The sequence below is a fragment of the Pseudoalteromonas sp. K222D genome (assembly GCF_017653575.1).
Taxonomy (GTDB): domain Bacteria; phylum Pseudomonadota; class Gammaproteobacteria; order Enterobacterales; family Alteromonadaceae; genus Pseudoalteromonas; species Pseudoalteromonas nigrifaciens.
Window position 1 is genome coordinate 1 of sequence record NZ_JAGGDL010000045.1, and the last position, 14,801, is coordinate 14,801.

The window sequence follows — 14,801 nt, forward strand, 5'->3', positions numbered from 1 at the left end:
AGAACCTAGAACCTAGAACCTAGAACCTAGAACCTAGAACCTAGAACCTAGAACCTAGAACCTAGAACCTAGAACCTCAATAAGGCAACTTTTTGCAACGCATTTACTCTAGTTTACTGATCATCGCTATGTTACTCACGCTTGTGGGTCAGGCTGTTGCGTCTGTTGCTATGCTATGTGAAATGCCGCACATGAGCCAAACACAGCATGCTGCAACTAATGTTGCAACTGAAAAAGTACATCAGCAAATGTCAGTCAGTATGATGAATATGGACTGTTGCGATGATGCAGCAACCGAGCAAGAATGTAATTGCCCAATTAATGCTTGTTCAGCGTACTCAATGTTGAGTGTTGATGGTTTATTTAGCACCCCACTGATTATTTCTGAAAAAATACAGCTCTATCCCTCACAAAACCAACACCATTTAGTCAGCTCGCTATACCGCCCCCCTATGTCTGCTTAATTGCAGGATAGGTGTACCTAAAATTAGGTCAAGTCGTTTAATTCACCTTTTCTGCCTCTAAATTAATCTTTTAATTTTAGTGGAGTAAGTGATGAATCACTTTGCAGTATTTAAAGTCAGTTTTTTAGCGCTAATGCTAGGAACTGCAATCTCAGCACACAGCAATGAACTTAGCCTAGATGAGGCGCTTTCGTATGCGCTAAACCATGAGCCTTGGCTAAAGGCAAGCCAGTACCAACAAGCCTCAGAGCAAGCACAAAGTATAGCCGCAGGTAGTTTGCCTGATCCGGTATTAACTTTGGGTTTAATGGGCGTGCCAACCGATGGTTTTGCTTTAGATCAAGAAGGTATGACGCAGCTAAGTATTGGTGTAAGCCAAATGTTTAGTCGTGGCGACAGCCTAGCATTAAAACAGCAAGCCTTAGCACAATCTGCGCAGCAACATCCTTGGTTGCGAGCCGATCGCCTTGCACAAGTAAAAACAATTGTTATTGAATCATGGCTTAATGCGTACAGAGCTCAGCGCAGCATTGCGCTTATCGAACAAGATAAAGCCTTATTTTCGCAACTGATTGATATAACCGAATCAAGTTATGCCAGCTCGCTAGGCAAAACTCGTCAGCAAGATATTATTCGCGCTCAGTTAGAGCTCACTCGCCTAGAAGATAAATTAGTAATGCTAGCGCAGCAACTTGAAAGTGCTAAAAAACGGCTGTCGCAATGGTTGCCAATGAGCATGCTAACTCAACCAGTAAGTACTAAAAACACAGCTATTGAGCCGTTAATTAGTTTTACCACGATGGAATTTGAGGCGCTAATGTCGTTACTTATGGCGCATCCCGCGATTGTTGCTATTGATCAAACAGTAACAGCTAAGCAAACAGAAATAGCGCTCGCAAAGCAAAGTTATAAGCCGCAGTTTGGAGTAAATATGGGCTATAGCCATCGAGGTGATACGCCTATGGGAGACTCACGAGCCGATTTACTCTCTGTTGGGGTAAGTATTGATTTGCCGTTATTTACTAGTAACCGCCAAGATCAGCAAGTTAACGCTGCAATAGCGACAGCTGAAGCAGTTAAAACTCAAAAGTTAATAGCGCTACAAAAGTTAAAAGGGATGTATTTCAAAGAGTTTAGCCAATTAATGCAGCTACAAAAACGCGATACGCTTTATCAAACTAAGTTATTACCGCAAATGGCAGAGCAAGCCCAAGCCACACTCAATGCATACACGCGGGACGACGGTGATTTTTCAGAAGTTATGCGTGCTCGTATTAGTGAGCTTAATGCCAAAATTGACGGCTTAAATATTCAAATAGACCAACAAATTATTATTGCTCGTCTAAATTATTATGCCAGTAGCCAAGACGCTGCTGTGATGCTTGAGCAATTAGGAGAGCAAAATCGTGAATACTAATTTAAAACTATTAATAGCTGCTGTAGTGGGTGGTGGAGTAACGGCATTAGTGTTATCGCTTATGCCCGCGAGCAATACTGATATTAAAGCAAGCACAGAAAAACAGCCACTGTACTGGGTAGCACCCATGGATAGTAATTATCGACGTGATGAACCCGGGCTTTCGCCAATGGGCATGGATTTAGTGCCTGTTTACGATGAAGCACCAGGCAGTAGTAGCAATTTAGATGACCCAGGTGCTGTGACTATTTCGCCAGCGGTGGTTAATAATCTCGGGGTAAGAATCGCCAAAGTACAGTACAAAGCGTTACAAAATGAAGTTAAAACGGTTGGCTATGTGCAATATAATCAAGATCAACTTATTCATATTCACCCTCGTGTAGAGGGTTGGTTAGAAACGCTTTATATCAAAGCAGCGGGTGACAGTGTTGAGCAAGGTGAGCCACTTTATACCTTGTACTCACCGCAATTAGTGAATGCCCAAGAAGAGTTTCTATTAGCGCTCAATCGTAAAAATCAGGTGCTTATTCGCGCAGCTAAAGCACGCTTAAAGTCACTTAATATATCGGATGATTTTGTAGAGCGGCTGCAAAAAAGTAAACAAGTAATGCAAAACATTACCTTTTATGCCATTCAAAGTGGCGTAGTTGAAGAGCTAAATGTGCGCGAAGGTTTTTATGTTAACCCCGGCACCACTATGATGAGTATTGGTAAGCTTGATGAGGTATGGGTTGAAGCGCAAGTGTTTGAGCGCCAAGCTGAGCTAATTAAGATTGGCCAGCCAGTAAGCATGACGCTTGATTATTTAAGTGGCCAAAGCTGGCAGGGTAAAGTGGATTATATTTACCCAACACTCGATGCTAAAAACCGGACCTTGCGAGTGCGCCTGCGCTTTAATAACGAAGGCCATAAACTTAAGCCTAATATGTTTGCCCAAGTAAATATTCATACTCAAGCCAATAAAGCGCAATTAGTAGTCCCTAAAGAAGCGGTGATCCGCACCGGTAACCAAAACCGTGTAGTGGTTGCCTTGGGCGAGGGGCGTTTTAAATCTGTGGCTGTAGAAATGGGCAGAAGTGACAGTAAAAACACCGCAATATTATCAGGAATAATGGCAGATGATGACGTGGTGGTTTCGGCGCAATTTTTATTAGATTCAGAATCAAGTAAAAGCTCAGACTTTAAACGTATGCAAGCCCCTCAAGCTGTTAGCTCTGTATGGAGCGAGGGCATTGTTAATAGCATTATGGCGGAACATCGTATGGTTAATATTAGCCATGAGCCGATAGCTGAACTTGATTGGCCTAGTATGACAATGGACTTTACGGTTGCTGATGATGTTGACTTTACTGCTTTTGAAAATGGCCAAACATTACATTTTGAGCTGACTAAGCAAGCTGATGGCAGTTATGTATTAACGGCTATTCATATAATGAAAAGCACAGTAACAAATAGCGAAAAAAATACAGCAACTGTTTTGGGCACAATTAACAGTATTGATAAAGCACAGCGCATAGCAAATATTAGCCGTGGTGCAATAGAAAAATGGGGACGCGAACCTGCAAGGCTCGATTTTACCTTTGCAGATGATATAGATTTAACCGCACTTGCAGCGCAGCAACAAATAAACTTTACCTTTAGTTTGCAGCAGGGGGAGTTTGTGATTAGCCACATAAATGGTGAGCACTCTACAAGCGCATCAGGTAATCACACTATGCAATTGCATAACGCGCATTAGGAGGCAATATGATAGCTGCAATTATACGTTGGTCCGTTCTTAATCGCTTTTTTGTGTTGTTACTGACCGTTATTTTAATTGGCGGGGGCTTATTTGCTGTTAAAAATACCCCAGTTGATGCCTTGCCCGACTTATCAGATGTGCAAGTAATTATTAAAACCTCGTATCCGGGGCAAGCACCGCAAGTAGTGCAAGATCAGGTTACTTTTCCACTTACCACCGCAATGTTATCGGTGCCAGGAGCGCAAACAGTAAGGGGCTTTTCATTTTTTGGAGACTCTTACGTATATGTAATATTTGATGAAAAAACCGATTTGTACTGGGCACGTAGCCGAGTACAAGAATATTTAAGCCAAGTAGCGAGCCGCTTGCCAGCTACAGCCAGCGCAGAGCTTGGCCCCGATGCCACCGGTGTTGGTTGGATTTACTTATATGCACTGGTAGATAAAACTAATCAACACGATATTAGCCAATTACGCAGCTTACAAGATTGGTTTTTAAAATTTGAATTACAAACCGTACCTGGCGTATCTGAGGTTGCCTCAGTAGGGGGCATGGTAAAACAGTACCAAGTGACGGTTGACCCCGATAAGTTACGAGCTTATGGCATTCCACTGAGCTTAATTCAAACTGCCATTGCCCAAGGCAATCAAGAAATGGGCGCATCGGTAGTCGAAATGGCCGAGGCTGAATACATGGTTACTAGCACCGGCTATATTAAAAGTGTCGCCGATTTAGAAGCGATTCCTTTAGGTGTAAATACTAATGCCACACCACTGCAATTGCGTGATGTGGCCGATATTCGTCTAGGGCCGCAAATGCGCCGTGGTATTGCCGAACTTAATGGCGAAGGCGAAGTGGCTGGTGGCGTAGTGGTAATGCGCTTCGGTGAAAACGCGCAAAAAACCATTGAGCTGGTAAAAGCAAAGCTCGAATCATTAAAAAAAGGGTTACCAGCGGGAGTTGAAATTGTACCCGTGTACGACCGCTCCAACTTGATTAAAGATGCAGTTGATAACTTAAGCAGTAAATTACTCGAAGAGTTGGTTGTGGTTGCTTTGGTTTGCATTGTATTTTTGTTTCATGTGCGCTCATCTTTAGTAGCGATTATTACTCTACCACTGGGAATTTTAACAGCATTTTTAATTATGTACTGGCAAGGTATTAATGCCAATATTATGTCGCTTGGCGGTATTGCCATTGCAATTGGCGCCATGACCGATGGCGCCATAGTGATGATTGAAAATATGCACAAACATATGGAAAAAACCCCACTAACCGATGAAAACCGCTGGCAAGTGGTGATTGATTCGGCCAGTGAAGTCGGCCCCGCATTATTTTTTAGCTTAATGATAATTACGGTAAGTTTTATGCCGGTATTTATTTTAGAGGCGCAAGAAGGGCGTATGTTTGCCCCGCTGGCGTACACTAAAACCTATGCTATGGCTGCCTCTGCTGGGCTTGCAATTACTTTAGTACCGGTACTTATGGGATACTTTATTCGCGGCAAAGTAATTTCAGAGCAAAAAAATCCGGTTAACCGTATGCTGGTAAATGCTTATAAACCATTACTTAACGCAGTACTTAAGTTTCCTAAAGCAACTTTGGCCTTAGCTACGTTGATTGCAGTGATTGGCTTTTATCCTGTAAATAAAATGGGGAGCGAGTTTATTCCCCCCCTTGATGAGGGCGATTTAATGTATATGCCAACTACTTATCCAGGTATTTCGATTGGTAAAGCGCGGGAGTTGTTACAGCAAACCGATAAATTAATTGCCACTGTGCCAGAGGTACTAACTGTATTTGGTAAAGTAGGGCGAGCAGAAACCGCCACAGATCCAGCGCCGCTTACCATGATAGAAACCTTTATTCAGCTCAAGCCTAAAGATCAATGGCGCGAAGGTATGACCCTAGATAAACTCAAAAAAGAGCTAGATAGTTTAGTGAAGTTTCCTGGGGTAACTAACGCATGGGTTATGCCAATAAAAACCCGTATTGATATGTTAGCAACCGGCATTAAAACCCCGGTGGGGATTAAAGTTGCTGGCCCTAAATTGAGTGAAATTCAAAAAATAGGTCAACAAATTGAAAGCATTTTAAAAGATGTACCGGGTACGGCATCCGTTTATTCTGAGCGAGTTGCTGGTGGGCGTTATATTAAGGTAGATATAAACCGTGAAAAAGCGGCGCGCTATAGTTTAAATATTGCCGATATACAGCAAGTTGTAGCTACTGCTATTGGCGGCACAAATGTCACCCAAACCGTAGAAGGGCAAGAGCGCTATCCGGTAAATTTACGATACCCGCAAGGTTACCGCGATTCACCTGAGGAGCTAATGTTACTTCCTATTGTAACTCCAGCCGGGCAGCGTATAGCTTTAGCCGATGTTGCTAAAGTATTTATTGAAGATGGCCCAGCCGGAATAAAAAGTGAAAATGCCCGCTTAAATGGTTGGAGCTTTATTGATATAGAAAATATTGATATTGGTACATATGTAGAAAACGCCCAGCAAATTTTGCATGAGCAATTGATACTACCAGCAGGATATTCAATTACCTGGGCTGGGCAATATGAATATATGCAGCGTGCTAAAGATAAGCTTGCTTACGTATTACCACTAACGTTAGCCATTATTGTAGTGCTGCTGTATCTGAACTTTAGAAGCTTTGCGGAGGTATTGATTATTATCGTTACTTTACCGTTGGCGATGATTGGCGGAATATGGCTAATGTACCTAGAAGGCTTTAACTTTTCGGTGGCTGTTGGGGTGGGCTTTATTGCACTTGCAGGGGTGGCCGTAGAAATTGGGGTGATCATGCTGGTGTATTTAAATCAGGCCTACCAAGAAAAAATTACCCAAGCACAACAAACTGGTGTGCCGCTTAATTATGAGCAGCTTAAGCAAGCAATAACAGAGGGCGCAGGGCTAAGAGTACGCCCCGTAATGATGACAGTAGCTACTATAGTGATAGGTTTATTACCGGTACTTTATGGCACTGGCACGGGCAGTGAAATAATGAGCCGCATAGCAGCGCCTATGGTAGGGGGTATGTTTAGTGCGGTTGTTTTAACCTTATTAGTAATACCGGCAACGTATTTATTGTGGCGCAAACGCGACCTATAATATTTACATTGGCTATGTAACTTATACTGAAAAACAGTATTAAGTTACATAGCCTGCAACTTTGCTATTGATATTGCTCACTTTTTTATATGGCACGATTTACGCATTACTATGTTTACTCAGCTTAAGTAAGGAATGCAGATGCAAGTTAAAACAATTCAACAAATGTATGACTGGACTATTTTGTTTCATACACAAATGGCGGCCAACTTTTTTAGTGTGCGGGAACTATTAGGTGAGCATAATACTCAATTAGTTGATTACTGTACTAAATACGAAAAAAAACTCGCTGAAGATTTAATTGGCTTTAAAGCAATCACCACCATAAATACGTTAGATACCTACTGCTATGAGTATTTTGCAGAAAATCCAGAGCTACTGAATTTTACTGATTTAGATCGAAGTACCCAATTAGATGAGCAAGCTATTCAGGGCTATTTGTCTGATCAGCATCAAAAAGTAATAAATGCTTATGAGTACTTAGAGGGAAAAACACAAACTGCAGACGGCAAAGAAAAACTCGGACAAATACTGCAGCTTGAGTACCAAGGATTAAAACAAATGGTACAAAGCATAAACCGACATATAGATATGTAACCTGATCTCCGGATAACAAACTTATCTCAAGCAGCTATTTTCAGCGTTAACGGCGTTGAATTTTCTTGCAATAGGCCAGCTATTGACGCGTAAATTCGCCTTATTTTCACTGAAAATTTCTAGCTAGAGAAAATAAAATTAAATATAACGATGATTCAATACGTTAGTAAATCTCTTAACAAGAGTTCAGGTTATGTAAATTTATATACAGTTAAAACTAATAAAAATAACGGCGCTACACTATGGTGTGTAGCGCCGTTATTTTGTTAAACCTTTTCTACATCAACAATTAAGTCGCTTGTTATCGACTCTAATGCATTAATTACTTCTTCTTTATTCAACCCATTAGGTAGTGTTACTGTAGCAACAGCACTAAAAATAGGCACGCCCCAATTAGGTGCGCTTTGTTGCCTTGAGTTTAAGTGAGTAATATTGGCTCCTTTATGACGAATTACACTTGCAAGCTCTTGCACAATACCCGGGCGATCGTTACCGGTAATAACAAAGTTAAGTTGCTCACGTGTGGCGGGTTCTATTTCTGTATTGCCTGTTTCAATACGTACATCAAGTTTAGGCAGAGCATTGAGCGCATTTTGCAGTGCCTGAAAATGCTCTTCGCTAACTTCAATCTGAATAATACCTGCAAAGTGACCGAGCAAATGGCTCAAGTTGCTGCTTAGCCAGTTGCCATGATTTTCTAAAATAACGGATGAAATGCTCTCTACTAAACCAGGACGATCTTGTCCTAAAATGGTTATAACCAACTGCTTCATAAATAGTTCTCTTCTTTAAAGCCCAAATAAGGTAATGCATAGGCATTAAGTGTTGTTTAACTCTATTCAGAGTTCAGGTTAAATATTATGATTTAGTTGCTAAAGTTAGACCTTTAATCCTACAGTGCAGCTCTTGCAACAAACCATAATTATTAACTAAATGCTTCCTGAGTATTGACCTCGATAAATACTTTGTCCAATAAATATAATATTTAGTTCATCAATACTGCATAAACACGGCTGCTATTCGATCTTAAAGATATTTAAATCATACGGTAAATAATTATTACCGCTGTAACATTACTGTCACTTTGATGAAATATAATCACTGCAACGTTAAGATTAAAGGATGTTTTGATGACTTCCAATCCGAATAAGCCGACTTTTAATACGGATCGAAGCCGTCTATTTAAAGACCGACTTGCCCAGTTTGGCATAACCGTAGGTGGAGTAATGGTATTAATAGCGCTGCTATTAATTTTTTTCTACCTTCTTTATATAGTACAGCCAATTTTTGAATCAGCTAAAGTTGAAAAGCGCGACAGTTTTAATCTTACAAACGCAGAGCAAATAGTGGGAGTAGGCGTTGAGGAACAAACTGAAGTTGCTTATTTATTAAGCCAGCAAGGGAGTGTTGACTTTTATAGTGTTGAAAAAGCTAACTTTGGTAAAAAGCTAAAAACGCTAGAGGTAACCCTGCCTAGCGATGTGAGTAGCTTTGCTACCAGTGCACCGTTTCAGGGGCAATATGCATATGGTTTAGAAAATGGCAGTGTAAAAATTGTTATTCCTAAATTTATGGTGACGTTTCCAAATAACGAACGTAAATTAACTCCACGTTTAGATTATCCGCTAGGCGAACTTGCTTTAGAGGTAGACGAGCAAGGTGCTGCTATAAAGCGTTTTGCATTTAGCCACTTTGAAGACAAAACAGCCGTTGTTGCGCTAACAGCCGACAAGCGCGTTTTATTTAGTAGCTTTGTTGCTGAAGAAAACATGTTTAGCGGTGAAGTTGAATGGCTTGTGGAACGCACCGAGCTAGATGTTGCTGGGCGAGTAGATGAGTTACTTATGTCGCCAGATACTACCCGAGTATTTGTGCGCTCAGCTAATCAAATTTATGTTTACGATACGCGTGACCCAAGCGAAGTAGAGCAAATTCAATTACTGTCTGCCAATGAAGAAAATGCCAATATTGTTGCGGCGCAATTACTTGCGGGTGCTAACTCACTTATGTTGGCAAACGATAATGGAAAGGTATCGCAGTGGTTTGAAATAAATACCGACAGTGGCCGTGAATATCAAAAAATTCGTTCATTTGAAACAACAAAGCAAAGTAAATTAAACGTATTTACTGAGTTTTACCGCCGTACCTTTTTTACTACCAGTAGTAATGGTGAGTTAGGTGTTTATTACACCACAAGCCAAGCAAAATTGTGGCAAGGCAAAGTAAGCGAAGGAGCAATTAAAAACTTTGCTATAGCACCGCGTGCAAATGCAGCGCTAATTGTTGCTGACAACAAACTAACCGTATTAGAAATTCATAACGAACATCCTGAAGTTACTTGGTCTGCACTTTGGCAAGAAGTGTGGTACGAAGGTTACCCAGAGCCAGGTTATATTTGGCAATCAACCTCAGCCAGTGACGACTTTGAGTCTAAGTTTTCGTTAGTGCCTATTTCGTTTGGTACTTTAAAGGCGGCATTTTACGCCATGCTATTTGCCGTACCTATCGCGATTTCTGCTGCTATTTATACCGCTTACTTTATGTCGAGTGAACTGCGTAAAGTGGTTAAGCCAACGGTAGAAATAATGGAAGCACTTCCTACCGTTATTTTGGGGTTTTTAGCGGGCCTATGGTTAGCGCCTTTAATAGAGCAGCACTTACCAGCCATAGTTGGCTTACTGGTGTTATTACCTTTAGGTATTTTGGCCACTGCGCTTGGTTGGACTAAATTACCAGCCAGTATTCGCCATAAAATTCCTGAAGGATCGCATGCCATTATACTTATACCGGTAGTGTTATTTATTGGTTGGTTTTCGTTTGCGATGAGCGAAACTGTTGAGCTGTGGATGTTTGATGGTAACGTGCGCCAATATTTAACTAACGAGCTTGGCATGACCTTCGATCAGCGTAATGCCTTGGTAGTGGGTATTGCGATGGGCTTTGCTGTAATTCCTACTATATTTTCGATTGCGGAAGACGCGGTATTTAGCGTGCCTAAGCATTTGTCTAATGGCTCACTGGCACTGGGTGCAACACAGTGGCAAACACTGATACGCGTGGTATTACTTACCGCCAGCCCTGGAATATTTTCTGCGGTAATGATGGGCCTTGGCCGCGCAGTAGGCGAAACCATGATAGTGCTTATGGCAACCGGTAATACCCCGATTATGGATTGGAGTGTGTTTCAGGGAATGCGTACGCTTGCGGCAAATATTGCGGTTGAAATGCCAGAGTCGGAAGTGGGTAGTTCGCATTACAGAATATTGTTTTTAGCAGCATTTGTATTATTTATATTTACCTTTGTTTTTAACACCATTGCTGAGTTTGTTCGTCAGCAACTGCGTGAAAAATACAGCTCAATGTAAGTGGAGAACACGACATGGTAAAGCAGTGGTTTAGGTCTGGTTCTCCTTGGATTTGGATGACCGGTGGTGCGGTGAGCATCAGCTTAATTTCAGTAATTGGTTTATTAGCTATGATAGCGTGGAAAGGGTTAAGCTTTTTCTGGCCTTCTGAAGTAGTGCAATTTGAGCTGGAAGGCTCAATTGCAAAACAAACTATTATTGGTGAAATTTACGATCGAGAATTAGTACCCAAAGCGCGTTTAGCGGCAACCGGTGTTGATGTTTCGGCATATGATAGGGAAGAATTTGAGCGGTTATTAATTAAAACAGGTAACCGTGAATATGTAGATTTAGATTTTCGTTGGATATTAAACACTGACATAAAAAACCAATCAACGCCTACCACTCTTGCCGTGTTTGAGCGTAGCAAAAATGGTAATTTTTATGGCTACGTAGAAGGCGTAATTGAAGATGGACAACCTGTTACCGGCGATAAGGTAGCCTATTTACATAAGCTGGTTGAACGGGCAGTTGATTTAAACGACGAAGCACTTGATTTACAAAACGGTGATATTGGTCATATTAACTATGAACTGGAACGTCTAAGGCTAAAAGAAAAATCCTACTTACTTGATAATGAACTTACAGACGAACGTGTTGCTGAGCTTGCAGAGGCGCGTGCAGAACTACGTGCCGAGTATGCGGTGCTCGAAAAGCAACTGTTTGCACTGCGTAAACAAGCACAGCGCGACCAAGTTATGGTTAAAGATATGCGCGGCGAAATAGTCACCATTCCATTGTATCAAGTATTAGATGTGTGGTTTCCAAACGACATGAGCTTTTTAACCAAACTGGGCCATTACTTTATCCAATTAGGTAAGTTTGTATCAGATGACCCTCGCGAAGCAAATACCGAAGGTGGCGTATTTCCGGCCATATTTGGTACCGTGTTTATGGTTATGCTAATGGCTGTTATTGTGACGCCATTTGGGGTGGTTGCTGCAATTTACTTGCATGAATACGCGGCTAAAAATGCGGTAACTAAGATGATCCGTATTGCGGTAATTAACCTAGCCGGTGTACCTTCTATTGTATATGGTGTATTTGGCTTAGGCTTTTTTGTTTATATGCTAGGTGGCAGCCTTGACCAATTATTTTATCCTGAGTCATCACCTACTCCGGTATTTGGTACACCAGGTGTTATGTGGTCGGCTTTAACACTGGCAATACTTACCTTGCCTGTGGTTATTGTTTCCACTGAAGAGGGACTATCGCGTATTCCAAGTACGGTACGCCACGGATCATTAGCGCTTGGTGCCACACAAGCAGAAACCTTATGGCGTATTGTTATACCTATGGCAAGCCCAGCAATTATGACAGGTTTAATACTGGCTGTTGCGCGTGCAGCAGGTGAAGTAGCGCCATTAATGCTGGTGGGTGTAGTAAAAATGGCACCTACGTTACCGCTTGATGGTAACTTTCCATACTTTCACTTAGACAGAAAGTTTATGCACTTAGGTTTTCATATTTACGATGTTGGCTTTCAAAGCCCGAATGTTGAAGCGGCGCGACCGCTGGTATATGCAACGGCATTTTTATTAGTGTCGGTAATTATTACCCTCAACATAACCGCTATTGGTATACGTAATCATTTACGTGAAAAATTCAGATCGCTTGAGCTTTAATAAGATTTAATAGGTAACAAACATGATTTCAGTCGCTCCAAAAGTAAATCAAGCCAATACCAGCTTGAAGTTAGACTTAGACAATTTAACCACAGAGCAAACAGCGTTAGAGATTAAAGATCTCGATCTTTACTACGGCGATAAACAAGCGCTGAGTAAAGTAAATATGAATATTCCAAAGGGCCAGGTAACAGCCTTTATTGGCCCGTCGGGGTGTGGTAAATCAACCTTATTACGGTGTATTAACCGCATGAACGACTTAGTTGATATTTGCCGCATAGAAGGTGAAATACTGCTACATGGACAAAACATTTACGATAAAAGCGTTGATGTAGCGGCGCTGCGTCGTAACGTAGGCATGGTATTTCAGCGACCTAACCCTTTTCCTAAATCAATTTATGAAAATGTGGTTTATGGTTTGCGCTTACAAGGTATTAAAGACAAACGTAAATTAGATGAAGTAGTTGAGCAATCATTGCGTGGTGCAGCGCTGTGGGATGAAGTAAAAGACAGGCTACACGACAGCGCTTTTGGGTTGTCGGGGGGACAGCAGCAACGTTTAGTTATTGCGCGCTCAATTGCTATTTCGCCAGAAGTATTACTGCTTGATGAACCTACCTCGGCACTAGACCCTATTTCTACTTTAGTAATAGAGGAGCTAATTAACGATTTAAAGAGCAAGTTTACAGTGGTAATTGTTACCCATAATATGCAACAGGCCGCCAGAGTTTCTGACCAAACGGCGTTTATGTATATGGGGGAGCTAATTGAATACTCAGACACCAATACTTTATTTACAACGCCTAATAAGAAAAAAACAGAAGACTATATAACCGGTCGTTACGGCTAATTCAGCCGATATTATGTGTACAATATTGATAGGATAATAACGATGGAACATAACATTAATAAGCATATTTCTGGCCGTTTTAATCAAGAATTAGAAAACGTACGCAACCTTGTGCTTAGTATGGGCGGGCTGGTTGAGCAACAGCTTAACAGTGCGTTAGATGCAGTGAGCCAAAATGATGCTATGCTTGCGCAAAAAGTGCGAGAGAATGATTATAAAGTTAATGCAATGGAAGTAAGTATTGACGAAGAATGTACGCGAATTATTGCCAGGCGTCAGCCTGCTGCAAGCGATTTGCGTTTAGTGGTGGCTATTGCAAAAACCATTGCTGATTTAGAGCGTATAGGCGATGAAGCAAAGCGAATTGCTAAAGTTGCATTAGATTCATTTACTAAAGACCAACAGGCTTTATTAGTAAATATTGAAAATATGGGACGCCAAGTATCAAAAATGTTGCACGATGTACTTGATGCATTTGCACGTATGGACGTACAACGTGCATTTGAAGTACACAAAGAGGATGCTAAAGTTGATAGAGAGTACGAAGCCATTATTCGTCAAATTATGACCTATATGATGGAAGACCCGCGCTCAATCCCGAAAATTATGGATTTAGTGTGGTCAGTTCGTTCATTAGAACGCATTGGTGATCGGTGTCAAAATATTGCTGAATATATTATTTATTTTGTTAATGGAAAAGATATTCGTCATACATCTCAAGAAGATATAGAAAAGTCTTTATAATTTTTTTAATTAGTCCTTTTTATTACAACGACGAATTATAATTTTTTTTTAGTTTGCTGGCGGTTGAGCAATAAAAAGCGTTCACAATCGAGCTTAATACTGTAAAATTCATGCCGCACAGCATACTAAATTGATTTAAGGGTCAGTTATGCAAACTAACGCGTTTCTAGGAGTATTTGCAAAATCTCCTATCAAACCAATGGAAGAACATATTCGAAAGGTTCATCAAGCTAGTAAAGCTTTGATTCCTTTTTTTAATCACGTATTTAAAGAAGAATGGCAACAAGCTGAAGAGCTACGTTTAACCATTCGTAATTTAGAACGTGAAGCCGATGAAATGAAAAGAAATATACGTTTACAACTACCGCGTGGATTATTTATGCCGGTAGAGCGTACAGATCTGCTCGAATTAGTAACCCAGCAAGATAAAATTGCCAATAAAGCAAAAGACATTGCAGGGCGTGTAATTGGTCGTGAGATGATCATACCAAAAGTAATTCAAATCGACTTTTTAGCTTATTTAACACGTTGTGTTGATGCTACTAAACAAGCATCTAATGCGATAAATGAGTTAGAAGAGTTATTAGAAACAGGTTTTAAAGGTCGCGAAGTGGCCTTGGTTGAAAAAATGCTCGTTGAATTGGATGCCATAGAACAAGACACGGATGAAATGCAAATTAAAATACGCCGCCAACTACGCGCAGTAGAAGGTGAGTTAAACCCGGTTGATGTGATGTTTTTATATAAGATCATTGAATGGGTTGGCGAGCTTGCAGATATTGCAGAGCGCGTAGGATCACGTCTTGAGCTGATGTTAGCTCGTTAATTTAAAATCAG

Annotated in this window: 11 protein-coding genes; 10 read left to right on the top strand and 1 reads right to left on the bottom strand. The window is 41.0% G+C overall.

Annotation, left to right across the window (positions count from 1 at the left end):
- Nucleotides 1-92: 92 nt before the first annotated feature.
- The 5 genes from J5X91_RS15815 (at nucleotide 93) to J5X91_RS15835 (ending at nucleotide 7,341) form a co-directional block, all read left to right on the top strand.
- Nucleotides 93-464, top strand: a complete 372-nt coding sequence (locus J5X91_RS15815; protein WP_011327015.1) for a hypothetical protein — start codon at nucleotides 93-95, stop codon at nucleotides 462-464.
- 91 nt (nucleotides 465-555) lie between these two features.
- A complete protein-coding gene (locus J5X91_RS15820; RefSeq protein WP_208835207.1) occupies nucleotides 556-1,881 on the top strand; it encodes a TolC family protein in 1,326 nt (441 codons plus the stop codon).
- Nucleotides 1,871-3,619, top strand: coding sequence for an efflux RND transporter periplasmic adaptor subunit (locus J5X91_RS15825; protein WP_208835208.1), 1,749 nt, complete (start codon nucleotides 1,871-1,873; stop codon nucleotides 3,617-3,619). Before J5X91_RS15820 ends, J5X91_RS15825 begins: the two co-directional genes overlap by 11 nt.
- Before the next feature lie 8 nt (nucleotides 3,620-3,627).
- Nucleotides 3,628-6,744, top strand: a complete 3,117-nt coding sequence (locus J5X91_RS15830) for an efflux RND transporter permease subunit (protein WP_011327018.1) — start codon at nucleotides 3,628-3,630, stop codon at nucleotides 6,742-6,744.
- A 141-nt stretch (nucleotides 6,745-6,885) separates the two neighbouring features.
- On the top strand, nucleotides 6,886-7,341 hold the full coding sequence (locus tag J5X91_RS15835; RefSeq protein ID WP_011327019.1) for a hypothetical protein: 456 nt from the start codon (nucleotides 6,886-6,888) through the stop codon (nucleotides 7,339-7,341).
- 266 nt (nucleotides 7,342-7,607) lie between these two features.
- On the opposite strand, the gene J5X91_RS15840 is transcribed toward J5X91_RS15835, so the two are convergent.
- Nucleotides 7,608-8,114: an ACT domain-containing protein gene (locus J5X91_RS15840; RefSeq protein ID WP_011327021.1), complete on the bottom strand. Its 507-nt coding sequence runs from the start codon at nucleotides 8,112-8,114 to the stop codon at nucleotides 7,608-7,610.
- A 357-nt stretch (nucleotides 8,115-8,471) separates the two neighbouring features.
- Here J5X91_RS15840 and J5X91_RS15845 point away from each other — a divergent pair, with 357 nt between their 5' ends.
- The 5 genes from J5X91_RS15845 to J5X91_RS15865 all read left to right on the top strand — a co-directional run bounded on the left by J5X91_RS15845 (nucleotide 8,472) and on the right by J5X91_RS15865 (nucleotide 14,790).
- A complete protein-coding gene (locus J5X91_RS15845) occupies nucleotides 8,472-10,706 on the top strand; it encodes an ABC transporter permease subunit (protein ID WP_182684415.1) in 2,235 nt (744 codons plus the stop codon).
- A gap of 14 nt (nucleotides 10,707-10,720) precedes the next feature.
- Entirely contained in the window at nucleotides 10,721-12,370 is a 1,650-nt protein-coding gene (pstA, locus tag J5X91_RS15850; protein ID WP_011327023.1) for a phosphate ABC transporter permease PstA, read from the top strand.
- Nucleotides 12,371-12,392: 22 nt separating this feature from the next.
- On the top strand, nucleotides 12,393-13,220 hold the full coding sequence (pstB, locus tag J5X91_RS15855; RefSeq protein ID WP_011327024.1) for a phosphate ABC transporter ATP-binding protein PstB: 828 nt from the start codon (nucleotides 12,393-12,395) through the stop codon (nucleotides 13,218-13,220).
- A gap of 42 nt (nucleotides 13,221-13,262) precedes the next feature.
- A complete protein-coding gene (phoU, locus tag J5X91_RS15860; RefSeq protein WP_011327025.1) occupies nucleotides 13,263-13,964 on the top strand; it encodes a phosphate signaling complex protein PhoU in 702 nt (233 codons plus the stop codon).
- Between the two features lie 148 nt (nucleotides 13,965-14,112).
- Nucleotides 14,113-14,790: a TIGR00153 family protein gene (locus J5X91_RS15865; protein WP_011327026.1), complete on the top strand. Its 678-nt coding sequence runs from the start codon at nucleotides 14,113-14,115 to the stop codon at nucleotides 14,788-14,790.
- Nucleotides 14,791-14,801 lie beyond the last annotated feature (11 nt).